We start from the raw sequence: 22,490 nt of genomic DNA on the forward strand, positions 1-22,490 counted from the left end.
GCAGAGAAAACCAATAGAAATAGCTATAAATAAAGGAGAACAATACACTATGATGAACATGCAACAAATGATGAAGCAGGCACAAAAATTACAAAAACAAATGGAAAAAAGCCAGACTGAACTTGCCGCAACAAAATTTACAGGGACATCTGCTCAAGAATTGGTCTCTGTGACCTTTACAGGCGATAAGAAGCTGGTCGCCATTGAGTTTAAGCCTGAGGTGGTAGACGCAGACGACGTAGAAACCTTGCAAGAGATGACGATCCAAGCGGTCAATCAAGCCCTTACCAAAATCGATGAAACCACCCAGAAAAAACTGGGCGCTTTCGCTGGAAAATTACCATTCTAACATCATAAAGATGCAGCTGCGGTTGCATTTTTTCTTTGCCATCCATTCAGTACTTCTAGCATCCGTTTGAAAAAACTCCTTGATTTTCATAAAAATTCTGATATAATTGAATTATCTGAAAATTTAGACAAGGAGATTGATTGTATGACGAAACAAATCCATTGGGATGGACAACTATCACAAAAAGGACTTGACATTATCAAAGGAGAGGGGGGTGTGATTGTCTGCCCTACCAAGGTTGGCTATATCATCATGACAGCTGATAAGGCTGGCTTAGAACGGAAATTTGATGCCAAGGAACGCAAACGCAATAAGCCCGGAGTCGTCTTATGTGGTAGCATGGAAGAACTTCGTGAATTAGCGCAGATGACGCCTGAGATTGATGCCTTCTACCAAAAACATTGGGACGAGGATATTTTGCTCGGTTGTATCCTTCCTTGGCGGGAAGAGGCCTACGCAAAACTCAAAGCCTACGGTGACGGTCGTGAGGAGTTAATGACGGATATTCGCGGGACTTCCTGCTTTGTCATCAAATTTGGTGTTGCTGGCGAGCAAATTGCGAAAGAAATGTGGGAGAAAGAAGGTCGTATGGTCTACGCTTCTTCTGCTAATCCTTCTGGTAAAGGTAACCGTGGGAAGGTCGAAGGAATCGGCGAGCGTATCGCATCAAAAGTTGACCTTGTTATCGAAGCAGACGATTATGTGGCCTCTATCCAGCCTGACAAGACCATTGAAACCCGTTATGAACAAGGTGTCATGGTCTCTATGGTAGACGCTGACGGTAAACTCATCCCAGAGCAAGGTAAGGACAGCCGCTCTATCTCTCCATGCCCAGTCGTCATTCGTAAAGGTCTTGATATTGATAAAATCATGATGCACCTGTCTGACCACTTCAACTCATGGGACTACCGCCAAGGGGAGTATTACTAAGTTTTTTCGTAAAAGCACAAAACAGAAAACAAAAAGACAAACCAGTCTCTCAACTAGTTTGTCCTCAGTCTGACCAACCCCATATGTGAGGTTGGTTTCTTGTTTTTCTAAGCTAATGCTGCCTTGACCTGAGCTACGATGTGTTCTGCAGTCAGACCATAGACATCCATGAGATAGGCTTGTTGACCAACTTGACCAAAGGATTCGTCCACACCGACACGATAGACTGGTGTGTTTGGACTGGTACTCGCCAGTTCACAAATGGCACTGCCAAGACCACCCACACGATTGTGGTTTTCTGCAGTAATCACTGGCTTGCCTGCAAGGAGATTCAAGACCTCTTCATGAATTGGCTTGATTCGAAAGAGGTCAATGACTTGAACTGAGATACCCGCTTCTGCCAAACTATCTGCTGCTTTCAAGGCTTGCTCCACCATGATTCCGCTTGCGACAATGGTCGCAGCTGATCCTTCACGCAAGACACAATAGCCCTTGCTAAAGTCTTCACCACCTTGATAAATAGCTGTTGGAGCTTTACGAATGGTTCGAATATACTTCATGCCATCTGTTTCCAAGGTTTCATCCAAGACAGCTCTGAACTGTACATCATCGCTGACTTCATAAATCCGTGCTTTTGGAATCAAACGCATCAAACCAAGATCTTCAAACGGCATGTGGGTTCCACCATTCATTTCAGCTGATACACCCGCATCTGAACCAATGACTGTCGCATTTAATTGAGCATAACCTAGTGATAAGAATACTTGGTCAAAGACACGGCGACTAGCAAATGGTCCAAAAGTATGTAAATAAGGTTTGTAGCCTAAAATAGACATCCCAGCTGCTACCCCAACCATTTCTTGCTCCATAATTCCGACGTTAACATAGCGTCCACCAAGAATAGCTGGTAACTTGCTTGTTGACATTGAGCTGGATAAATCGGCTTCTAAGGCTGCAATTTCTTGATTCACCTTACCGACTTCAGCGAGGAAGTCGCTGTATACCAAACGCATTTCTGTTGTTTGTCTCATTCTGTGACCTCCAATTCACTTGCTAGCGCCTGTGCAGCAGCTTCTAAATCATCTACCAATTGACCAGACAAGCGCAAGTGGTGATTGCTTTCCATAGTCTCAAGGAAATCAATCCCCTGCCCTTTCACTGTATCAAGTACAATACATTTTGGACGAAGCGAGTCACTTTCTTTCATCGCTTGAATGGCTGAAAGAATGGATTCAATGCTTGAGCCATCAACGCGAACGGCTTCCCATCCAAAGGAGGCAAATTTTTCTACAAAATCAAAGGTTTGGCAGATGTCTGCGGTCCGTCCGTCTAATTGTTTCTTATTATCATCTACAAAAAGAATCAAGTGAGACAACTCTTGGTGTGCTGCAAACTGAACTGCTTCCCAACACTGACCTTCATTCAATTCTCCATCTCCGACCAAGGTATAGGTGTAATATGGAGAATCTATAATTTTCTTACCGTAGGCAATTCCTGTCGCAACACTCATTCCTTGACCAAGTGAACCAGTTGTCATATCTACTCCCGGTGTCAAATTCCGGTCAGGGTGAGATGGTAAGCGTGTTCCATTGCGATTAAGTGACCAGAGAAAATCACGGTCAAAGAAGCCTTTCAAGTGCAAGGTGCTATACAAGGCTGGCCCTGCATGCCCTTTTGAAAGGACAAAGTGATCGCGCTCCTTAGAAGCGAAATTCTGGACTGTTACATCCAGAACCTCACCATATAGAGCGGCTAAAACTTCAACAATTGACAAACTTCCACCATAGTGACCAAATCCGAGTTGATTCAAGGTTGTCAGAGTATGGTAGCGGATTTCTTTTGCAAAGCGTATCAATTCTTCTAGCCTATTTGTCATATCTTATCCTTCTTTCTGATCTTTCTTGACAACTGATAAACCAACCATCAATGCCAAGATTGCAAAAATACCGATTGAAACAGTCATGACACCACCATGATCTGCTAGGAGACCAAGGAAGATTCCTGATAGACCAAAGTCCGCATCAGAGAATGTTGAACCGGCAAATCCGAGACTTCCCATAACTGGAAGCAAGAAGACTGGAAGGAAGCTAATGAGCATTCCATGAACAAATGAACCAATCACCGCACCACGGACACCACCTGAGGCATTGCCGACAACCCCTGCAGTCGCACCACAGAAGAAGTGAGGTACAACACCTGGCAAGATGACCACGCCACCTGTCGCAATCAAGATGAACATGCTGACAATACCACCAACAAAACTAGAGATAAAACCAATCAATACAGCATTTGGAGCGTATGGATACACGATTGGGCAGTCCAAGGCTGGTTTAGAATTTGGTACCAATTTTTCTGAGATTCCTTTGAAGGCTGGAACGATTTCTGCCAAGATCAAGCGGACACCTGCTAAGATAACAAAGACACCTGCCGCAAATGTACCACCAAGAGTAAGGGCATAGACCATGCTGTTTGTTCCATTGCTAAGGTTTTCTTTAATGTAATCGCCACCTGCAAAGAAGGCTACAATCATGTAAATAATAGACATTGAAATAGCGATACTTACGGTGCTATCACGTAAGAAAGCCAACCCTTTAGGGAATTTCATATCTTCTGTTGAAGTTGATTTGTCCCCAACAAGACCACCGATAAATCCACTGAGCCAGTAACCAAGTGAACCAAAGTGACCAAGTGCCACTTTATCATTTCCAGTCAATTGAACCATGTATTTTTGTACAAAGGCTGGAGACAAGGTCATGATTAAGGCAAGAGCCAATCCACCCATGACAATCAAGCCAGCAGAGGTGAATCCTGCTACAGAAAGAATCACCGCGATCATACATGCCATATAAAGTGTATGGTGACCTGTCAAGAAGATGTATTTAAAGCGAGTAAAGCGAGCAATTGCGATATTGAAAATCATACCGAGTAACATGATAAGCGATGTTGCTGTACCATATTCTGTCAAGGCAACCGCTACAATCGCCTCATTATTTGGAACAACCCCTGTCAAATGAAAGGCTTGTTCAAACATCTGTCCAAATGGTTGCAATGAATTTTGCACAATTCCTGCACCACCTGAAACGACCAAGAAACCAACGAACGTCTTAATACCACCTTTCATAATATCTGAAAGCGGCTTCTTTTGCAGAACCAAACCTAAAATCGCAATCAGTGCAACCAAAATTGCAGGCGTTTTTGCGATATCAATTAAAAAATCTAAAAACATAGTCATATCCTCCTATTGAAGTGGCGAATCCACCACTTCTTTTTTTATTAAATTAAGCCTTTTTCCTGACAAATTGCTGTAACGAGCTCTTTCAATTCATCCATGTCAATAATACTATTTAAGACACGGACATCGCCCAAGTGCGTTGCAGAATCTGCCAAGTCACGAGCCACAATCCAAACATCCGCTTCGCTTGGATTTGCACCACCTAAGTCATAATGCTCAACGTTTACATCTGAAACGCCTAAATCTCTCAAGATGGACTCAATATTCATTTGCACCATGAAACTTGATCCCAATCCTGAACCACATGCAGTACCGATTCGTAACATATTAGTTAACCTCCTTTATTAAGTCTGCGATATCATCAAAGCTCTTGGCATTGATGAGTTGTTGAATATTTTCTTCCTTTCGTAAAATGGTTGTTAAACCTGAAAGTGCCTTTAAGTGAGTCTGGTTATCAATGGCAGCAATGCAGATAAACAGACGAATTTCATGCGCTGGATCATCAAGTAGATAGACCGGATTTTCCAAAACAAGCATGGACATCCCGATTTGATTAACCCCGTCTTCTGGACGTGCATGAGGAATGGCTACGCCTTTTCCTAAGTCAATAAAGGGACCAAACTCTGTCACCTTGCCAATCATGGCATCAATATATTGTTCTTCCACCGAACCGTTTGCTACTAAAGGCTGAGTGGCTAAAGCAATCGCTTCTTTCCAATTCAGGCTTTCGCTCGAGCGTTGGAAGGTCTCTTTCGTAATAAGTTCGCCTAACATAGGACTTCGTCTCCTTCGTTCATAAGATTGCTGATTCATAAATTGAACCAACTCGTATTTCAAGGACTGTTCACGATGAATGGTCGCGTACTTGCCAATCACTGCTAGTAATTGTTCAATTTCAATCGGGAAATAACCGGCATTGGGAAATTGTTCACTCACCAGCTGGAATAAATCTTTCTTCTGGCTATTTGTCATCAACTGAGGAACTAAAAAGAAAGGCAACTTGGTTTCCAGTTTAATCGTCGCAAAAATCATATCGTACTCTTCGCTGTGACTTTCTTCAAATTCCTTGAGCGAATGCGTATCCGCAAAAGAAATATTGGGGAAAAGCTGGCGGAGATTTTCTTTGACAATCAAAGATGAGCTAACTCCATTAGGGCAGACTACCAAGGCACGGTAGCGAAACGAACGTTCCTTTTTAGCCTCAATGTAGCCACCAAAGTGAATCACAAAGTAGGATACTTCACTGTCTGGAATCGCAAATCCGAGATGAGCTTCTAAAGGCGCTAAGGCTTTTTGCACCAATTGGAACAAGTCCTTATGCTCTTCTTTAATCACATCCGTATAGGAGTTGACATTGACCAACTGTGAGGTCAAGCGATAGTAAGCAGGAATCAAGTGGCGCTGTAAGCCCTCAATCATCTCCAAGCGATTATCAAATTCAATCAGAGACAGCCGCTCCATTTCCTCCACAATCGCAACGGTCAATTGATGAAACAAACCTTCTTTTTGCTCTAAATCTCCCTCAAGGCACCCCTGTAACAAATGGGCTAAATAGGCTAACCATTTCTCTGATAAGGTATGATTTGCCTTCTTTTTAGTTTGAAGGATTCCCCAGAGTTGTTCTACAAATTCTTGAATAAATCCGAGAGTTGTTGCAGTCGGCCAATCGATTTCCAACTGAACTCTAGCCTGGCGAATAGCAAGAAACTGTAAGAAGTACAAGTATTCATCCAAACGATCTTCTAAAGCTGATACCTGATAGAATTGACAAGCCTGCTGGCTAGTCTTTTTCAGTACATCAATCGCATTGTCTTCCTGCCAAGCTCTTAGAATATAATCTAAGGCCCATAAGCCAATGGAGGTCTGCAAGCAATCACTAATGGCATACAGAGCTAGACGATGCTTGTCTTCCTCACGACCATTTAAGTGATAGCCACGCGCTCTAGTATAGTCAAATGAAACACCAAATCGCAAGCACAGTTCCTTTACATTTTTAATATCCGAAAGTGTGGTATTCCTACTGACACTCAAGAGTTCTTGATAATGCACATTGGAAATAAAATCCTTCCGAATAAAAGTGTAAAGATAAATCAGGACGATTCGCTCCTCCTGCGACAAATAAATTTGCCGATTGCGAAATAATTCAAAAATATGATAACTTTCCTCTAGCAAGGAATCAGGTACCTGATAAACCCCTTCTTGCTCTTGAATCATTTCAAAAGCATGAGCTGCTAACACGTGATTGACCTGCTCAAGGCTTGTCAACAACTGGTCTTTTTCAATTCCTGTCTGAATACTCAACTCATACAGGCTCATCTCTTGATTGGCAAACAATTCCATTAAGATAGCAATGGTACGGTTATCAATCATGTCGTCCTCCTTATTTTTATTGTAACCCTTTTCATTTTAAAAATCTAGCTTCTTTGAGCCCAATTTGCAACCCCCTTCTTGCAAGAATGATTGGGCTGTTTGTTCTAGACAAAAAGAAAAAGTCTGAAACAACTTCTCGTCTCAAACTTCCTATCGTCCCAATAATCGTGCAAAGAAACCTTTTGTTTTTTCTTGCGCATGCGCCTTTGCTTCTTCCAATTCCAGCTTCAAGACATCCTTGTCTGCCATGGCCTTTAAGGTCAGTTGTTGCTGCTGATCCAGCTGCTTGTCCTTTTCAGAAATCTGAATATCCTTGACCCGCAATTGCTCATCTTTTTCCGCAATCTGCTTGTCTTTGACCTCGAGCTGCTTATACAAGCGGTTGATTTCATCATTTTTCTCATCGACTAAGATTTCCATCAGCTCACGTTGCTTGACTTCTTCACTAATCGGCTCATCTTCAAAAATCGTTCTCTTATATATCTCTTCTAACTTAACCAGTCCAGCACGATTGACAACTGTTACACCCTTCTCATTTTTTTCAACGAATTCTTCTGGAAGAGACTTCACTCGGTTATTCATCGCCTGCCGGCTAACACCCAAGATTTCCGCCAATTCGCTGACTGTTTTTTCAATTCCCATAATATCCTCAATTGCTTGATTTTTCTTGTTTGTATCATTAAAATCTTACCACAACCACTTGGTCCTGTCAAATTTTCCTACTATTCTAGAACCTGTATTCATAAGCGAAGTCATTCTAATCAGGAGCTTATTTTACGATAATCAAGGCATTTTTTTGAAGGAATACTGACTATATTTCGAAAAAAAGCAATGATGAGTAACGAAAAATAATCCCTAAATAGAGTTGCTGGGCTGTGAATACAAGTTCTAATACCCTCTGACCTGCTTTTGTGATACAATAAAAGGGTAGAATAAAACAGAATGAACAAGATAAAAGGAATGGCTATGACACACTTTGATACGATTATTATTGGCGCAGGACCTGCTGGCATGATGGCCGCCATTGCCGCTAGCTTTTATGGGCAGAAAACGCTGCTCCTTGAAAAGAATCGCCGACTAGGAAAAAAACTAGCTGGAACAGGTGGTGGCCGTTGCAATGTAACCAACAATGGCACACTTGAAGACTTACTAGAAGGCATCCCAGGTAATGGTCGTTTCCTCTACAGCGTCTTTTCCCAATTTGATAATCATGACATCATTCGTTTTTTTGAGGACAACGGTGTCAAGCTAAAGGTCGAAGATCACGGACGTGTCTTTCCAACGACCGATCGCTCTCAAACGATTATTAAGGCTCTTGAGATGAAAATGTTGGATTTGGGTGTTGACATTCGAACAGGAATAGAAGTTCTCTCCGTTAAGAAAATAGAGCAAACCTTTCAGATTAAGACCACGGATAATCTTTTCACTGCTAGCAAGGTCATTGTCACAACAGGAGGCAAAGCCTATCCCTCAACAGGTTCTACTGGGTTTGGTCATGACATCGCTCGCCATTTCAAACTCGCTGTAACCGACATTGAAGCAGCTGAAAGTCCACTCCTAACTGATTTTCCCCACAAGGCGCTTCAAGGCATTTCGTTAGACGATGTCACTCTCCGCTATAATAAACACGTGATTACCCACGACCTCCTATTTACACATTTTGGACTTTCTGGGCCTGCCGCCCTACGGCTATCAAGCTTCGTCAAGGGTGGAGAAACAGCCTATTTAGATGTTCTGCCCCAGATTTCCCAAGAAGATTTGCTAAACTTACTCGAAGAAGAGCGAGAAAAAGCCCTCAAAAACGTCTTGAAAACCTTCATGCCCGAACGCTTGGCAGAATTTTTCGCTAACTCTTATCCATCCAAAGTCAAACAACTGTCTAAAAAAGAAACGGACCAACTGATAGCTACAATCAAGGCACTACCGATTCCTATTACAGGCAAGATGTCACTAGCCAAGTCCTTTGTGACCAAGGGTGGAGTCGACCTCAAGGAAATCAATCCCAAGACTCTCGAGAGCAAGAAAGTCTCAGGTCTTCACTTTGCGGGCGAGGTGCTCGACATCAACGCCCATACAGGAGGCTTCAACATCACCTACTGTCTCTGCACTGGTTGGGTTGCGGGGACACAGCCGATACCGCTTTCATAAAATTCAAGGAAGACCTTGAATTTTTTTGTATTTTAATGTATCATAAACATAGAAAAAGATACAAAAAGGAGATCTCCCATGACAAAACTCGTTCTCAACTCTATCTCCAAACAATTTGACCAAAAGATCATCCTGCAAGATACCTCTTTCACCTTTGAACAGGGAAAAATTTATGGACTGCTGGGCAGAAACGGCGCAGGAAAAACCACTCTTTTTAACTGTATTGCTAGAAATCTTGTCCTTGAACAAGGCAAGATTCAGTTTGAAGAAGATAGTCAGCTACGCGATTATGACACTACCGATATCGGCTTTACCCAGACCTATCCACAGCTGCCTGCCTTTATGACGGCCTTTGAATTTGTCCGTTTTTACATGGACATCCACAAGGAAAAGCTCCGCCACCAACGCCGTCCTGAAGACTGGCTGACACTCGTTGGCATTGATGAGGAAGACCAACACCGCTTACTCAAGGATTTCTCCCACGGTATGCAAAACAAGGTCCAGCTCCTCCTTTCGCTGATTGTACAACCAGCAGTTCTCTTGCTCGATGAGCCTCTGACCTCTTTTGACCCTGTTGCTGCCCATGAGTTCAAACAACTCATTCGCGAGGCTAAAAAAGATTCCGTCATCATCTTTTCGACCCACATCCTCCAACTGGCTCAAGACCTCTGTGACGAGATTGTTCTCTTGCATCACCATACATTACAGGCTGTACCAACCGATCGGCTACACGATGCGGATTTTGAGCAAGAGGTGGTCAACTTACTGGCCGATAAATAGGAGGTGGAACATGAAAGACATCCTACGTTACATCTGGTATCAGGAAACCTTTAACATCAGCAAGCAGGTCAATGGCTTGCTCTACTACCTTCGAAAAATCCCCTTGATAGGCTCAGCTATTCCTGAAACAGTCTATCGCTCCTATTCATTCAAAAAAATTCTCTTTTACATTTTCACCATTCTAAGTATTCCCATGCGCTTTCTTGCCAAGTTCATCTGGCTGACGCTCTATGTGGGTATCGCTCATAGCGCGATCAATCTTGCAACAGGTGCAGATCCATTATCCCTGCCACTACAGCCTCTGAGCTTCTTGCTTGGCTTTACGATTTGGCTTTGCATCACAGGGCTAATGGTTCGCTTCTTGAAAGGTTTTGAATCTGTCATTTTTCAGTCAAATCGGGAGTTTATGGTGAACTTCAAACTCTCCCAAAGACTCTTTTTGCAAAGTCAATTATTGGTAGACCCCCTTATCCATAGCCTAGCCTATCTTCCTGCCTTGATGGTCTTGAGCGGTCTAGCACATCAGTGGCTGATTCTCCCAGTTGGTATCTTCACTCTTCCGACTGCCCAATTAGCTGGATACGCTTGTAATTTCTGGCTCTTTAATCGCAAGATTGTGGTAAAAAATTGGTCTTGGCAGAATTGGGCACTTATCGCACCAGGGCTTACCTGTGCAATCCTTGCTTTTTTCACACGGGATGCGCTAAACAGCTACTTTTTACTCCTGCTACTGATTGTCCAAATCCCTCTACTCATCATCAGCCTACGCTCTGTCCTTTCCTTTGACAAGATAACGGAATTCCTCAACTACCGCATGGAAGAATCTCTTGCACTCGATAAGAAAATCTTCCAGATGACCCAAGGCAACGAATACACCCGCCAGGGGCTCAAAATGCAGGAAAAATTGAGCTTGGACAAGCAAAAAGACCTGTCTCATCTGACAGGTATGGTCTATCTAAACGCCCTTCTCTTCCAGCGCTATCACAGTATTCTTGCAAAAGGATTGAAAAAACGACTAGCATTTTTGCTTCTCGTTCCTACTCTATTTGCGACGATTGCCTTCTTTTTACACGAACCTTTCAAGCTACCCGAGGAAGGATTGTTAGCACTCTTGCCATTTACACTCATGATCATGTATGCAGGCTCTCTCGGTAAGACAATCACCCAAATGGTCTTTGTCAATTGTGACATCTCTATGCTCCATTACCCATTTTATCGAGAACCTAAGACGATTTTAGCTGGCTTTAACTATCGCTTTATCCAAACACTCAAATTCAATAGTATCTTTGCCTCAGCTCTCTTTCTCATCATTATGCTCATGGGGCATTTCCACTATTCGTGGCAACTAACTCTTCTGACCGCCTACCTCATGCTCAGCATCACCTTTCTCTTTTCCTTCCACGACCTCTTTATCTACTACATTCTCCAGCCTTTCACCAAGGATATGGACATTGTTAACCCTCTCTATCGTATTCTCAGCGGAGCCTTATACTGGCTGGCCTATCTCAACATCCAACTAAAAATCGAAAGTCCACTGTATATCCTAGGTCTTTCCATCGGCATCAGCCTCTATGTCGGAATCGGCTATCTAATCCTCCTCAAAAAAGCACCCAAGACCTTCCGCTTGAAATAAAAACACAAAAGTTCGAGATGTTTCCCTCGAACTTTTTAGTATCTGATACTCATTGAAACTCAAAAATAACCAACTTAATCCACCATTTAGAACCTTAAAAATATAAATTGGTTGCCTTGACAAAGTTAGGATAGTGTTTACGTCAGCTTGGAAATCCAGTAAGCCGAAGGTGTTGAAATATAGGATACTTTTGCAGTAGTGGTATTATTCGCAACAGTTACGCTGTTGCGAATAACGGAAATTTTGAGACCTTAGGTTCAAAATTTAGCAATGAAACTCCGAAGGAGGTTGCTTGCGTCCGCACTATTTAATAAAGTATCGAAAAATGCTATTTTTGATTTTTATAGAGTATGATTTAAATTCCTGAAAGAAAGCGTAAACCCGCCGTAATTGCTACTCCCACTACCACAGCAAGTGAGATGTTCTTGGTCTTTAAAACGACAAAGAATGTTGGAAGTAAGGCGAGAGTTTCAATCGGCAAAAACCTTGGCAAGCTCCCCACCTGCTCATCCACCACACTGGATAAAGTCAGCGCAAAGATGATTGAAATCGGCAGAAAACGTAAGAATTTAAGGGCAAGAGGTGGCAGGGATTTTCCTTTGGTCAAGACAAAGGGCAGAATTCTCGGTATCCAGGTTACGACCATTGCAGCTAGAATAATCCATAAAATCTCCTTACTTACCATCTACCATCACCCCCACAAAACAGCCAATCAAGGTTGCGACAAGAACCGCAATGTAGCTTGACACCACCATTACTAGCCCCACATAGGCCACAAATACACTCAACAAAATTAAGCCAATCTTCTTCAAAGGAAGTTGTCTGGCCATGGCTTCCAGTTGTCCTGCAAAAATTCCTACAAACATTGCTACCAAAGCAAAATCAAGTCCGAACCCTTCCGGATTTGGAATGAAACTACCGATGAGATTTCCTAAAACAGTAAACAACACCCAGGCAGTATAGCTGGCTAGATTATTGCCATACATCCAGTCAGGCGATACAGCTGCATCCTCCAAATGCTTGCGTAGCAAGACACCGTATGATTCATCTGTCAAGAATGAGCCGATAAAAAGATTAGACCCCAAAGAATTGTTTTGAAACATGGTCGCTGTATGCAAGCTTAATAGAAAATGACGCAGATTGACAAAAAAGACCGTTACCGCAATCGAAACGAGCGGCGCTCCTGCTAAAACCATGGCACACATGACAAATTGCGCACTTCCTGCATAGACCAACAAACTCATCAAGCTCATTTCCAAGGGAGAAATGCCTGAATTGACCGAAACAATCCCACAAGCTAGCCCGATACTCGCATAGCCCAAGACCGTTGGAATCGCATCGATTGCCCCTTCTCTCACCAATGATTGTTCCACACCATTCTCCTTTCCAAACTCCGATCATTGTTTTTCTAGTATAAGCTAGAAACTAACCATCGTCAACCTTTTCAAGTTATTTTCAGAAAAAATCTTCTCTGCCAGTTGAAACATTTAAAAAAGAGCCACTCGGCTCTCCAGTTACTATAAGCAATCCTCCAAGACATCAAATGCCAGGCTCGGCTTGGCATTCAAATCAAGAGACGCTAAGTTGTTCTTGTTCCACTCACTGACAGCTGCTAAGGCAATCATGCCTGCGTTATCACCACAGAGGCGCAAGGGGGGGATGATGACTTCTACATTGCTTATTTCTTGCGCCAATCGTTCACGTAAGCCCTGATTGGCAGCTACTCCTCCTGCGACTACCAAGGTCTTGACAGGATATTTTTCGAGGGCTTTTTTCGTCTTTGCCAGTAAAATATCTAAGACACAAGCTTGAAAAGAAGCGGACAAGTCTTCTTTGGCAAGTGTTTCTCCTTTTTGCTCGGCATTATGACAGAGGTTAATAAAAGCAGATTTCAAGCCTGAAAATGAAAATTCCAGATTGTCTTCCTTGATCATGGCACGTGGAAAGTCATAGATATCTACTCCCTGATGCGCGAGTTCATCAATGATACGACCCGCTGGGTAGGGAAGCCCCATGACCCGACCGACCTTATCATAGGCTTCACCGACCGCATCATCACGCGTTTCTCCGACAATCTTGTAATCGCCTGGACCTGCCACATAGACCAATTCCGTGTGCCCTCCCGACACTAATAAAGCCAGTAAAGGGTATTCTAATTCCTTGACCTGTCGTGCCGCCATTAAATGCCCTGCCATGTGATTGACTGGAATCAAGGGTAAACCATTTGCCCAAGCAAAGGCTTTCGCTGCGGATAAGCCTACCAAAAGCGCTCCAACTAACCCAGGTCCGTAGGTCACTGCAACTGCCGTCAGGTCTGAAGCACCTATCCCAGCCTCCAACAAGGCTTCTTCAATACAGATGGTTATCACTTCAACATGGTGACGGCTAGCCACCTCAGGAACTACCCCACCGAAACGCTTGTGGCTCTCGATTTGACTAGCAATCACATTGGACAAGAGCTCTGCATCATTTTTCAATACGGCAACCGAGGTCTCATCACAAGAGGTCTCAATCGCAAGAATATATCTATCGTTCATTTTTCTCTCTTTTCATCACAATGGCATCTTCTATCGGACCATGGTAATAGCCCTTACGCCTGCCAATTTCTTCAAATCCATAGCGCTCATATAATCCTTTCGCACGCTGATTGGAAGCCCTGACCTCTAAAAATACCGCACCTGCAAAAGACTCGATACAATCTAGCAAGCGCCCCGCAATTCCCTGACCTTGGGCATCTTTTTTCACGGCAATCTGCAAGATTTCCAACTCGTCTACAACCTGCTGTACTACTAAAAAACCAAGGAGCTTTTGGCCCTCTTTTGCCAGGTAGTAAACCGTCTCTGGTTGGCGTAAATCTGACTCAATCTGCTCTACCGTCCACGGTGCCTGATCGTACACATCGCACAAAACAGCAAAGAGGTCTCGTGCTAGCTCTTCCTGCCCCTTGTATTCTTCAATCTCAATCATACACGCTGGATATAGCTTTCTCTATTTTGTTCCTCATGCTCCTTGAGCCAATTTGCCTCCGCCTCAACCCGCTTAAGATAGCGTGGTTCAAAGGACATTACCTCACTCACAGGCACATGCTCTCCATCCAAGGCAAGCTGATACGCAGACGGCAAGGTTGTCTGATACTGAGCTTTGGGCGACGCTGCCCCAATCTGCTCCACGAAAGCTCCCACTTCGCCCACAAAGGTCACATGTTCATAGTCTTTCACTTCTTCTAGCAAGTCCTCAAAAGAAAGATAGGTATCTGTTTTGACCGCCTGCCCATTTTCATAAAATCCTGCATAGACATGATTGCGTCTAGCATCAATGACTGGCACTACTAATCCATCTAGCTCTTTTGGCACCAAGGCCTGCAAGCTCGAAAGCCCTACCAAGTCGACCCCCAAGGTATAGGCCAAGGTTTTAGCTGTCGCAACCCCAATCCGCAATCCTGTGTAAGACCCTGGACCCTGCGCTACTACGATTCTCTCCAAATCAGTCGGTTTCCAGCCTACAGACTGCATTAAAAAATCAATCGTAGGCATGAGGCTCATACTATGATTTTTCTTGACAGCGAGGGTCATATCTGCCTGCAAACGTCCATTTTCCACTAAGGCTACGGCTAACGTTTGGTTAGACGTATCAAGTGCCAATATTTTCATCTTTTTACTCTCTTTACACGATTCTATACTCCTCTATTGTAAGCTATCTTGCCCTTTTTTTCAATCTTTGAGAATAGTGACCTGTGAAAACCACTTGAAAGACAGTCGATTTTTTCATTTTCCTGCCAATTCCTTTTACCAAAAGCCCCTTTTATGATATAATAGTAGAAAAATCACATCAAAAAATGACAACTCTAGAAAATTACATATAAATTGATAAGACTATCTTCGTGATAGCCTAGTCTGTTTGGACGGCATAAAAAACAGCCTACACCTTACAAAAAACTCGGAGTTTGAGCAGCTCGCTTACACTCTTACTTTTTTATAGTCCAAACCATTTGCTATAGACTTGTCATCAATGAAAGGAAACACATGATTTATAAAGTATTTTACCAAAAAGCAAAAGATGCTACTCCACGCCGCGAACAAACTCGTACTCTTTATCTCGATATTGATGCAAAAACAGAATTAGAAGGTCGGATTATCGCTCGCCAACTAGTGGAAGAACATACAGCTTACAACATCGAATTTATTGAATTATTGTCTGAAAACCACCTTGAGTACGAAAAAACTCATGCCGATTTTAGTATTACGGAGTTTTAATCCATGTCAGTAAATCTAAAACCTCAAGAAGTCGGCGTATTCGCCATCGGTGGTTTGGGAGAAATCGGGAAAAATACCTACGGCATCGAATACCAAGATGAGATTCTCATTGTCGATGCAGGGATTAAATTCCCAGAAGATGACCTACTCGGTATTGACTACGTTATTCCAGATTACTCTTACATCGTAGATAACATTGACCGTGTAAAGGGGCTCGTCATCACTCACGGTCACGAAGACCATATCGGAGGAATTCCCTTCCTTCTCAAACAAGCCAATATTCCTATCTATGCTGGACCACTGGCTCTCGCTCTTATTCGTGGAAAATTAGAAGAACACGGTCTTTTACGTGATGCAACACTCCATGAAATCAATCACAATACCGAATTAACCTTCAAACAATTAAAAGTCAGTTTCTTCCGCACCACTCACTCTATTCCAGAGCCACTTGGTATCGTCATCGATACTCCCCAAGGAAAAATTGTCTGTACAGGAGACTTCAAGTTTGACTTTACACCTGTAGGAGAGCCAGCTGATTTACACCGCATGGCTGCCCTTGGAGAAGAAGGTGTCCTTTGTTTACTTTCTGACTCCACAAATGCGGAAGTACCAACCTTTACCAACTCAGAAAAAGTCGTCGGCCAATCCATCATGAAATTGATTGAAGGCATTCACGGTCGGATTATCTTTGCATCCTTTGCCTCCAACATCTTCCGTCTCCAACAAGCTGCCGATGCCGCTGTCAAGACTGGACGGAAAATTGCTGTATTTGGACGCTCCATGGAAAAAGCCATTGTAAACGGTATTGAGCTAGGCTACATCAAAGTCCCTAAAAATACTTTTATCGAGCCAAATGAAATCAAAGAATACCCTGCCAGCGAAATCATGATTCTCTGTACAGGAAGTCAAGGTGAGCCAATGGCTGCCCTTTCTCGTATCGCACATGGTACTCACCGCCAAGTTCAATTGCAGCCTGGCGACACCGTTATCTTCTCATCTAGTCCCATCCCAGGAAATACCACTGGGGTCAACAAATTGATTAACATCTTGATTGAAGCAGGTGTTGAAGTTATTCATGGTAAAATCAACAACATCCATACTTCTGGACACGGTGGACAACAAGAACAAAAACTCATGCTCCGCCTCATTAAACCAAAATTCTTCATGCCTGTCCACGGTGAATACCGCATGCAAAAAATCCATGCCCAGCTCGCAATGGACACCGGTATTCCCAAAGATAACATTTTCATCATGGAAAACGGAGACGTCCTTGCCCTGACAAAAGACAGCGCTCGTCTAGCAGGACAATTCAATGCTCAAGATATCTATGTGGATGGAAATCGCATCGGAGAAATTGGAGCTGCCGTCCTCAAAGACCGCCGAGACTTATCCGAAGACGGTGTTGTCCTTGCTGTCGCAACCGTTGATTTCCAATCGCAAATGATTCTGGCAGGTCCAGACATCCTCAGCCGAGGCTTTATCTATATGCGGGAATCAGGCGACCTCATTCGTGAAAGCCAGCGTGTCTTGTTCAACGCGATTCGGATTGCTCTTAAAAATAAAGAAGCCAATATCCAATCTGTCAATGGTGCCATTGTCAACGCTCTTCGACCCTTCTTATATGAAAAGACCGAACGTGAACCAATCATCATCCCGATGATCCTAACGCCAGATCAATAACAAACAAAACCGCACCTCGAGAGAGATGACGGTTTTTTTCGTTTCTCAACTACGGCCGCTTTTGAAGCTCTCTGACTGTCAAGCCATAGAATACAGCACAATATAGAAGATTTATCCCGATAAATAATACCAATTCCGAACTAGAAAAATCCTCCAAAGCTCGACTACGAAGCGCAATCATCGGTTGTGAATACGGATAGAATAACGGTAGCCTGTCCCCTATAAAAAGCAAGACAAATCCACCAACAGCTCCCATAGCTGCATAGGCAACTGATTTAGCAATGTTTCGTGTTTTAACAAATAAGTACGCCTGCAAACTCAAAATACTGAGAGAGCCTATGAGTGACAGGAAAATCCATTTTAAATGAAGCGCCAGCTCAGAAAAGACTATTATCTGATCAAGCCATAGTGCAAACAACCAAAACACGGCCAACATCATCTGAATGGGGAGTAAAAGAATGAGCAAGTTAAGCAATTTGCTCACTACAAGTTTTTTGATTGATACATGATTCGCTTGCAACATTTCTAATGTCGTTCTCTCAAATTCTGGCATAAAGCAAATACCAATAAAGATGGCTAACATGGCTGGATAGAAAATCTGACTATAATAGAAGGTCAACTGTCCCCACATCACAACAGACTGTGTATCTTCAATAAAAATAGATCGATTCACATAATAAATCCCAAATCCTATAAAACTGGAAATGCCTAGCATGAGTAGCCCAATCAATCCAAGCTGCACTTTATGTAATTTTCGCCATTCAGCAACGACATACTGTATCATAGCAGTTCTCCTTTCTTTTTCAACACTATCTTCCGTGCAAGCAGATAACAAGCAACTGCATATAGAATATAGATAGCTATTTTCAAGCCTAACTGACCATCTACTGTATAAAATCCTTTTTCTATTTTTGGATCAAAGCCAAATTTATAAATGGATAAGAAACTTGCTCCATCCCAAGGAATCAGAAAAGACCATAGGTTATTTGTTTGTGGCTGAAAAATCAACCCCAAAAACGAACCAATAAATCCTAAAGCTAGTACACCTCCTGGTTTTTCCATAGACAGAGCTACGGTCATATACAAACAAATCTGCACAAAACTTGCTAGCGAAAGTGTCACAATTTGAATCCCCACTAGCCGAATAGAGACAAAAACTCCTCGGATAGCTACGATATACAGGAAGATAATCATAGAAAAAAGAATGGCCATTAAGACAAAAAATAAACTCGTAAACCATAACTTATCATGAAATACAGTCCTTAAACCACTCCCATTACTGACTTGTAGCTTAAAGGTTCGACCCTCTTTTTCGTTAAACACAATGCGGGAAACAAAAATACTAATTGCCAGAGGAAGTATCAAAACATGAGTGTCTTGATTGTCAAAAAACGATTCCACTCCCTGACCATCTACTCTTGATGTCACAATCGTCCACAATATCCCACTCAAAATAATCACCATCGAGGTCGATAACGATTTCGTCCGCTTGCTTTTTAACCATTCAATTTGAATTGCTTTTACCATGTTAGCCCTCCTTCGTCAAAGATAGGAAGATATCTTCCAGGCTCTCTCTTTCACGAGAAACATGGAAAATGTGAACACGATGCTCCACCAAGTAGTTGACCAAATCAGCCACATCTTCGTTCTCCAAATCGCCCAGCTTCACACGCTCAGGACTGCATTCTAAAATAGTCAGATTACCAAACTCTTTCAGATACTCAAGTACAGACCCACTTGAAAAATCACCACCGATTTCAATCCATGTATTGGCCTTAATCACTTCAAGCTCTCCCTCGTAAACCAGGCGCCCATGGTTGATAATTCCTACCCGATCAGCAATATGCTCAATTTCAGATAGAATATGGCTCGAAATAAAGACAGTTAATCCTTCCTCTTTAGCCAATTTCACAATTAACTCTCGAATTTCATGAATCCCGGCAGGATCCAAGCCATTGGTTGGCTCATCTAAGAGTAAAATTTTTGGTTTCTTTACTAAAGCAAAAGCTAAAGCCAGGCGTTGCTTCATTCCTAAAGAATAGGCTTTTACTAATTTCTTGCGATTTTTTTCATCTGCCAAACCGACTAATTTCAATGTCGGCCAAATCTGTTTCTTATCAAAACCAAGCATTTTCTGAAAAACCAGTAGATTTTCATACGCTGTCAAATTCGGATAATACGAAGGCTCCTCAATCATTGATCCTATTTGATCCAAATATTGTCCTTTTTGATCAATTGGCTGACCATTGACAAAAATCTGACCAGAAGTCGGAGAAACCAGCGACAGAATCATTTTCATGGTCGTTGTTTTACCTGCACCGTTCGGACCAAGAAAGCCATAAATTTCTCCCTCATACACCGTAATCTGCTCCAAATCAACAGTTGGAACGTCCTTATAAACCTTTACTAACTGCTGTAGTGCTATCACATCTTTCATTATTTGACTCCTCTCAACTTTTTACTCAAGAAAGTTATGCTCGTCACTCTCCTTATCTTTATTATAAAACTTCAAATAAGATGTAACCTTACAATTCTGTATTGAAACCTTACAAAGTTGTAAGCAAAAGCGATTGGCTCAAGTCTAACCTTTTTATGATAGCTCAAAGCCATAACAAAAAGGACACCTTCGGTATCCTTCCCTTATAATTAGTATAAATCCAAATAGTGGTCAATTTCCCATTGCGATACGTAGGTCGCATAGCTAGCCCATTCAATCTTTTTAGCTTCTACAAAGTTTGTAAAAATGTGGTTTCCAAGAGCAGCTTTTACGACATCATCTTTTTGCAAGGCCTTAATCGCATTATGTAGCGTAGACGGTAAATCGACAATTCCTGCGCGTTGACGTTCTGATTCAGTCATCGCATAGATATTAGATTCTACTGGTGCTGGTGCTTCAAGCCTATTTTCGACACCGTCCAAACCAGATTCCAACAAGACCGCCATTGCCAAATACGGGTTAGCTGTTGGATCAACCGAACGCAATTCCAAACGCGTTCCCATACCACGAGATGCCGGTACGCGAATCAATGGCGAGCGGTTACGACCAGCCCAAGCGATATAAACAGGCGCTTCAAATCCTGGTACCAAACGCTTATACGAGTTAACTGTCGGATTCATAATCGCTGTGTAGCTATAAGCATGCTTCATCAAGCCTCCCAAGAAATGATAAGCTGTTTCTGACAACTGCATACCATACGGGTCTGCTGGATCATAAAAGGCATTATTGCCTTTGCTATCAAACAAGGACATATTGCAGTGCATTCCAGAACCTGCAATACCAAATTTCGGCTTAGCCATAAAGGTTGCATATAAACCATGCTTACGAGCAATCGTTTTGACAACCAATTTAAAAATCTGAATATTGTCACAGGCTTTCAAAACATCTGCATACTTAAAGTCAATTTCGTGTTGCCCTACTGCTACTTCGTGGTGACTAGCCTCTACTTCAAAGCCCATTTGTGTCAAGACATTGACAATCTCCCGGCGTGTATTATCCGCAAGATCTGTCGGCGCAAGGTCAAAATACCCACCTTTATCATTTACTTCAAGCGTTGGATTCCCATTTTCGTCCATTTTAAAAAGGAAAAATTCTGGCTCTGGACCTAAGTTAAACGATGTGAAACCTAACTGTTCCATATGACGCAAGGCTTTTTTTAGATTTCCACGAGGATCCCCTAAAAATGGTTCGCCCTCTGTCGTATAAATATCGCAGATTAAACCTGCAACACGACCATTTTCATCCCCCCACGGGAAAATCGTCCATGTATTCAAATCCGGATACAAATACATATCTGACTCATTGATTCGGACAAATCCTTCAATAGAAGAGCCGTCAAACATTGCCTTATTTGACAACACCTTATCTACTTGCTCATCAGTGGCTGGAATTTCAACATTTTTCATAATTCCTAGGATATCTGTAAACATCAAGCGAATGAAGGTCACATTCTTTTCTTGAATATCCCGTTTGATATCCGCTACTGTAATTGACATAAATGGTCTCCTTTAATGATTCAACTATAACACTCCTGTCTAAAAACAGGGAAGACTAACGAAAGATACTAGTAGGGTTAGAAAAGCGCCCTTGGTTGCGGAGTTCATCACGAAGAATACGGCGTACATCTTCATCCGTCAGCGTTTCAGATTCCTTCTGAGGCTTGGCTTTACGGTTCGCATACTCTTTCTTAATCGCTGCGATATTGAGACCCTCATTAAGGAAATCCTTAATCTCCAGCAATTGGTCCATATCATTCAATGAATAGAGTCTACGATTGCCTTCATTTCGATCTGGGTGAATCAACCCCTGTTCTTCATAATAGCGGATCTGACGCGCCGTTAAGTCTGTCAATTTCATCACACTACCAATTGGAAAAACTGCCAAAGATCTGCGAAATTCTTTTTCTCTCATGATAAGCTCCTTTCTGCCTACCATTATAGGAGAATTCCACGCATTCGTCAATATTTTATGTTAGATTTTCTTACATCGTTCGTTTTGTGAGCGCTTTTTTTATGTTATCGATATCGGAATTGACCAAAATCGCCACAAACACTCCAACAAACGTCTCAAAAACACGGATGAAGACATACTGTATCGCATTTCCAGACGGAACCGATAAGGTGATAATCAACAAAGCAGCCACTCCCCCAATAATCCCAGGTTTGTTATTCATAGCCACGTTTGTCATAATCGTTAACATGACACAAACCGGTACCACAAAAATCGTAACCAGTACATGCTCATGAAAGAGTTGGTTTAAGATAAAAAAGATAAGGGCATAGACACCACCAATCGAATTCCCCAAAATTCGGGAAGCCCCAAAATGCACACTTTTATCAAAATCCTCACGCAGACTAAAAACAGCTGTCAGAGCTGCAATTTGAGCGCCTTGTCGGCTAGAAAATGCAAAAAGCAGGATGACTAAAAAGACTGCGATTCCTGATTTCAAAGTCCGCATTCCCAACTTAAATTCCTTAGGATTAAAGTTGTATTTTTTAAACATATCTCACTTCCCTCTCACCAAACAGATTTGATACCTATATTATACCACTAATTGAACAACTTGCCTGCCTTGCGGACCATTCCAAGAAAACAAAAAATAAAGAGAAATAGAACAG

General features: G+C 42.4%; 24 protein-coding genes. 7 read left to right on the forward strand and 17 right to left on the reverse strand.

The window, feature by feature from the left end; genetic code table 11:
* The first annotated feature begins 49 nt into the window (after nucleotides 1-49).
* Nucleotides 50-349 carry a YbaB/EbfC family nucleoid-associated protein gene (locus tag ABPH35_RS00600; protein WP_368849458.1) on the forward strand — a complete coding sequence of 100 codons (300 nt, stop codon included), beginning with the start codon at nucleotides 50-52 and terminating at the stop codon, nucleotides 347-349.
* A 144-nt stretch (nucleotides 350-493) separates the two neighbouring features.
* Nucleotides 494-1,279: a Sua5/YciO/YrdC/YwlC family protein gene (locus tag ABPH35_RS00605; protein ID WP_368849459.1), complete on the forward strand. Its 786-nt coding sequence runs from the start codon at nucleotides 494-496 to the stop codon at nucleotides 1,277-1,279.
* A gap of 107 nt (nucleotides 1,280-1,386) precedes the next feature.
* Here the strand turns inward: ABPH35_RS00605 and ABPH35_RS00610 are convergent, their stop codons facing one another.
* The 6 genes from ABPH35_RS00610 to ABPH35_RS00635 all read right to left on the reverse strand — a co-directional run bounded on the left by ABPH35_RS00610 (nucleotide 1,387) and on the right by ABPH35_RS00635 (nucleotide 7,523).
* Nucleotides 1,387-2,310: a transketolase C-terminal domain-containing protein gene (locus tag ABPH35_RS00610; RefSeq protein ID WP_368849460.1), complete on the reverse strand. Its 924-nt coding sequence runs from the start codon at nucleotides 2,308-2,310 to the stop codon at nucleotides 1,387-1,389.
* Nucleotides 2,307-3,155: a 1-deoxy-D-xylulose-5-phosphate synthase N-terminal domain-containing protein gene (locus tag ABPH35_RS00615; protein ID WP_368849461.1), complete on the reverse strand. Its 849-nt coding sequence runs from the start codon at nucleotides 3,153-3,155 to the stop codon at nucleotides 2,307-2,309. The genes ABPH35_RS00610 and ABPH35_RS00615 overlap by 4 nt, the downstream gene beginning before the upstream one ends.
* A gap of 3 nt (nucleotides 3,156-3,158) precedes the next feature.
* Nucleotides 3,159-4,511 carry a PTS ascorbate transporter subunit IIC gene (locus tag ABPH35_RS00620; RefSeq protein WP_368849462.1) on the reverse strand — a complete coding sequence of 451 codons (1,353 nt, stop codon included), beginning with the start codon at nucleotides 4,509-4,511 and terminating at the stop codon, nucleotides 3,159-3,161.
* A gap of 41 nt (nucleotides 4,512-4,552) precedes the next feature.
* Nucleotides 4,553-4,837, reverse strand: a complete 285-nt coding sequence (locus ABPH35_RS00625) for a PTS sugar transporter subunit IIB (protein ID WP_067087875.1) — start codon at nucleotides 4,835-4,837, stop codon at nucleotides 4,553-4,555.
* A gap of 1 nt (nucleotide 4,838) precedes the next feature.
* Nucleotides 4,839-6,881 carry a PTS sugar transporter subunit IIA gene (locus ABPH35_RS00630; protein WP_368849463.1) on the reverse strand — a complete coding sequence of 681 codons (2,043 nt, stop codon included), beginning with the start codon at nucleotides 6,879-6,881 and terminating at the stop codon, nucleotides 4,839-4,841.
* Between the two features lie 150 nt (nucleotides 6,882-7,031).
* On the reverse strand, nucleotides 7,032-7,523 hold the full coding sequence (locus tag ABPH35_RS00635; protein ID WP_349988370.1) for a DUF536 domain-containing protein: 492 nt from the start codon (nucleotides 7,521-7,523) through the stop codon (nucleotides 7,032-7,034).
* 324 nt (nucleotides 7,524-7,847) lie between these two features.
* Here ABPH35_RS00635 and ABPH35_RS00640 point away from each other — a divergent pair, with 324 nt between their 5' ends.
* The 3 genes from ABPH35_RS00640 (at nucleotide 7,848) to ABPH35_RS00650 (ending at nucleotide 11,442) form a co-directional block, all read left to right on the forward strand.
* Nucleotides 7,848-9,029 carry a BaiN/RdsA family NAD(P)/FAD-dependent oxidoreductase gene (locus ABPH35_RS00640; protein WP_349988372.1) on the forward strand — a complete coding sequence of 394 codons (1,182 nt, stop codon included), beginning with the start codon at nucleotides 7,848-7,850 and terminating at the stop codon, nucleotides 9,027-9,029.
* Nucleotides 9,030-9,107: 78 nt separating this feature from the next.
* The gene (locus ABPH35_RS00645) at nucleotides 9,108-9,809 is read left to right on the forward strand and encodes an ABC transporter ATP-binding protein (RefSeq protein ID WP_349988374.1); all 702 of its coding nucleotides are present in this window, start codon (nucleotides 9,108-9,110) and stop codon (nucleotides 9,807-9,809) included.
* Nucleotides 9,810-9,819: 10 nt separating this feature from the next.
* Nucleotides 9,820-11,442: a hypothetical protein gene (locus ABPH35_RS00650; RefSeq protein WP_349988375.1), complete on the forward strand. Its 1,623-nt coding sequence runs from the start codon at nucleotides 9,820-9,822 to the stop codon at nucleotides 11,440-11,442.
* 355 nt (nucleotides 11,443-11,797) lie between these two features.
* Here ABPH35_RS00650 and ABPH35_RS00655 read toward each other — a convergent pair whose 3' ends face one another.
* The 5 genes from ABPH35_RS00655 to tsaB form a co-directional block, all read right to left on the reverse strand.
* Nucleotides 11,798-12,127: an AzlD domain-containing protein gene (locus tag ABPH35_RS00655; protein WP_349988377.1), complete on the reverse strand. Its 330-nt coding sequence runs from the start codon at nucleotides 12,125-12,127 to the stop codon at nucleotides 11,798-11,800.
* Nucleotides 12,117-12,815 carry an AzlC family ABC transporter permease gene (locus ABPH35_RS00660; RefSeq protein WP_349988379.1) on the reverse strand — a complete coding sequence of 233 codons (699 nt, stop codon included), beginning with the start codon at nucleotides 12,813-12,815 and terminating at the stop codon, nucleotides 12,117-12,119. The genes ABPH35_RS00655 and ABPH35_RS00660 overlap by 11 nt, the downstream gene beginning before the upstream one ends.
* Nucleotides 12,816-12,959: 144 nt before the next feature.
* A complete protein-coding gene (gene tsaD / locus ABPH35_RS00665; RefSeq protein ID WP_349988381.1) occupies nucleotides 12,960-13,979 on the reverse strand; it encodes a tRNA (adenosine(37)-N6)-threonylcarbamoyltransferase complex transferase subunit TsaD in 1,020 nt (339 codons plus the stop codon).
* Nucleotides 13,969-14,409 (reverse strand): ribosomal protein S18-alanine N-acetyltransferase, encoded by a 441-nt coding sequence (gene rimI, locus ABPH35_RS00670; RefSeq protein ID WP_349988382.1) that lies wholly within the window; start codon nucleotides 14,407-14,409, stop codon nucleotides 13,969-13,971. The genes tsaD and rimI overlap by 11 nt, the downstream gene beginning before the upstream one ends.
* A complete protein-coding gene (gene tsaB, locus ABPH35_RS00675; protein WP_349988383.1) occupies nucleotides 14,406-15,092 on the reverse strand; it encodes a tRNA (adenosine(37)-N6)-threonylcarbamoyltransferase complex dimerization subunit type 1 TsaB in 687 nt (228 codons plus the stop codon). Before tsaB ends, rimI begins: the two co-directional genes overlap by 4 nt.
* Nucleotides 15,093-15,464: 372 nt before the next feature.
* Between tsaB and ABPH35_RS00680 the strand changes: the two genes are divergently transcribed.
* Together ABPH35_RS00680 and rnjA are read left to right on the forward strand one after the other, a co-directional pair.
* The gene (locus ABPH35_RS00680; protein WP_349988384.1) at nucleotides 15,465-15,695 is read left to right on the forward strand and encodes a DNA-directed RNA polymerase subunit epsilon; all 231 of its coding nucleotides are present in this window, start codon (nucleotides 15,465-15,467) and stop codon (nucleotides 15,693-15,695) included.
* A 3-nt stretch (nucleotides 15,696-15,698) separates the two neighbouring features.
* Nucleotides 15,699-17,375, forward strand: a complete 1,677-nt coding sequence (gene rnjA / locus ABPH35_RS00685; RefSeq protein ID WP_349988385.1) for a ribonuclease J1 — start codon at nucleotides 15,699-15,701, stop codon at nucleotides 17,373-17,375.
* A 49-nt stretch (nucleotides 17,376-17,424) separates the two neighbouring features.
* On the opposite strand, the gene ABPH35_RS00690 is transcribed toward rnjA, so the two are convergent.
* From ABPH35_RS00690 to ABPH35_RS00715, 6 genes are all read right to left on the reverse strand, one after another.
* The gene (locus ABPH35_RS00690) at nucleotides 17,425-18,156 is read right to left on the reverse strand and encodes an ABC transporter permease (RefSeq protein WP_349988398.1); all 732 of its coding nucleotides are present in this window, start codon (nucleotides 18,154-18,156) and stop codon (nucleotides 17,425-17,427) included.
* Nucleotides 18,156-18,902 carry an ABC transporter permease gene (locus ABPH35_RS00695; RefSeq protein ID WP_349988386.1) on the reverse strand — a complete coding sequence of 249 codons (747 nt, stop codon included), beginning with the start codon at nucleotides 18,900-18,902 and terminating at the stop codon, nucleotides 18,156-18,158. The genes ABPH35_RS00690 and ABPH35_RS00695 overlap by 1 nt, the downstream gene beginning before the upstream one ends.
* Nucleotide 18,903: 1 nt before the next feature.
* Complete coding sequence (locus ABPH35_RS00700; protein ID WP_349988387.1) at nucleotides 18,904-19,812, reverse strand: ABC transporter ATP-binding protein; 909 nt, start codon at nucleotides 19,810-19,812, stop codon at nucleotides 18,904-18,906.
* A 209-nt stretch (nucleotides 19,813-20,021) separates the two neighbouring features.
* Nucleotides 20,022-21,368, reverse strand: a complete 1,347-nt coding sequence (glnA, locus tag ABPH35_RS00705; protein WP_349988388.1) for a type I glutamate--ammonia ligase — start codon at nucleotides 21,366-21,368, stop codon at nucleotides 20,022-20,024.
* Between the two features lie 55 nt (nucleotides 21,369-21,423).
* Nucleotides 21,424-21,783, reverse strand: a complete 360-nt coding sequence (locus tag ABPH35_RS00710) for a MerR family transcriptional regulator (RefSeq protein ID WP_349988389.1) — start codon at nucleotides 21,781-21,783, stop codon at nucleotides 21,424-21,426.
* A 70-nt stretch (nucleotides 21,784-21,853) separates the two neighbouring features.
* The gene (locus ABPH35_RS00715) at nucleotides 21,854-22,375 is read right to left on the reverse strand and encodes an aromatic acid exporter family protein (RefSeq protein ID WP_368849464.1); all 522 of its coding nucleotides are present in this window, start codon (nucleotides 22,373-22,375) and stop codon (nucleotides 21,854-21,856) included.
* Between the last annotated feature and the right edge of the window lie 115 nt (nucleotides 22,376-22,490).

This window comes from Streptococcus handemini (assembly GCF_040984445.1).
Lineage (GTDB): Bacteria > Bacillota > Bacilli > Lactobacillales > Streptococcaceae > Streptococcus > Streptococcus handemini.

Bases quoted from the DNA above. Each gene is read 5' to 3' on its own strand.
- ABPH35_RS00600 (WP_368849458.1), top strand. From the start codon at position 50: ATGATGAACATGCAACAAATGATGAAGCAGGCACAAAAATTACAAAAA.
- ABPH35_RS00605 (WP_368849459.1), top strand. From the start codon at position 494: ATGACGAAACAAATCCATTGGGATGGACAACTATCACAAAAAGGACTT.
- ABPH35_RS00610 (WP_368849460.1), bottom strand. From the start codon at position 2,310: ATGAGACAAACAACAGAAATGCGTTTGGTATACAGCGACTTCCTCGCT.
- ABPH35_RS00615 (WP_368849461.1), bottom strand. From the start codon at position 3,155: ATGACAAATAGGCTAGAAGAATTGATACGCTTTGCAAAAGAAATCCGC.
- ABPH35_RS00620 (WP_368849462.1), bottom strand. From the start codon at position 4,511: ATGACTATGTTTTTAGATTTTTTAATTGATATCGCAAAAACGCCTGCA.
- ABPH35_RS00625 (WP_067087875.1), bottom strand. From the start codon at position 4,837: ATGTTACGAATCGGTACTGCATGTGGTTCAGGATTGGGATCAAGTTTC.
- ABPH35_RS00630 (WP_368849463.1), bottom strand. From the start codon at position 6,881: ATGATTGATAACCGTACCATTGCTATCTTAATGGAATTGTTTGCCAAT.
- ABPH35_RS00635 (WP_349988370.1), bottom strand. From the start codon at position 7,523: ATGGGAATTGAAAAAACAGTCAGCGAATTGGCGGAAATCTTGGGTGTT.
- ABPH35_RS00640 (WP_349988372.1), top strand. From the start codon at position 7,848: ATGACACACTTTGATACGATTATTATTGGCGCAGGACCTGCTGGCATG.
- ABPH35_RS00645 (WP_349988374.1), top strand. From the start codon at position 9,108: ATGACAAAACTCGTTCTCAACTCTATCTCCAAACAATTTGACCAAAAG.
- ABPH35_RS00650 (WP_349988375.1), top strand. From the start codon at position 9,820: ATGAAAGACATCCTACGTTACATCTGGTATCAGGAAACCTTTAACATC.
- ABPH35_RS00655 (WP_349988377.1), bottom strand. From the start codon at position 12,127: ATGGTAAGTAAGGAGATTTTATGGATTATTCTAGCTGCAATGGTCGTA.
- tsaD (WP_349988381.1), bottom strand. From the start codon at position 13,979: ATGAACGATAGATATATTCTTGCGATTGAGACCTCTTGTGATGAGACC.
- rimI (WP_349988382.1), bottom strand. From the start codon at position 14,409: ATGATTGAGATTGAAGAATACAAGGGGCAGGAAGAGCTAGCACGAGAC.
- tsaB (WP_349988383.1), bottom strand. From the start codon at position 15,092: ATGAAAATATTGGCACTTGATACGTCTAACCAAACGTTAGCCGTAGCC.
- ABPH35_RS00680 (WP_349988384.1), top strand. From the start codon at position 15,465: ATGATTTATAAAGTATTTTACCAAAAAGCAAAAGATGCTACTCCACGC.
- rnjA (WP_349988385.1), top strand. From the start codon at position 15,699: ATGTCAGTAAATCTAAAACCTCAAGAAGTCGGCGTATTCGCCATCGGT.
- ABPH35_RS00695 (WP_349988386.1), bottom strand. From the start codon at position 18,902: ATGGTAAAAGCAATTCAAATTGAATGGTTAAAAAGCAAGCGGACGAAA.
- ABPH35_RS00700 (WP_349988387.1), bottom strand. From the start codon at position 19,812: ATGAAAGATGTGATAGCACTACAGCAGTTAGTAAAGGTTTATAAGGAC.
- glnA (WP_349988388.1), bottom strand. From the start codon at position 21,368: ATGTCAATTACAGTAGCGGATATCAAACGGGATATTCAAGAAAAGAAT.
- ABPH35_RS00710 (WP_349988389.1), bottom strand. From the start codon at position 21,783: ATGAGAGAAAAAGAATTTCGCAGATCTTTGGCAGTTTTTCCAATTGGT.
- ABPH35_RS00715 (WP_368849464.1), bottom strand. From the start codon at position 22,375: ATGTTTAAAAAATACAACTTTAATCCTAAGGAATTTAAGTTGGGAATG.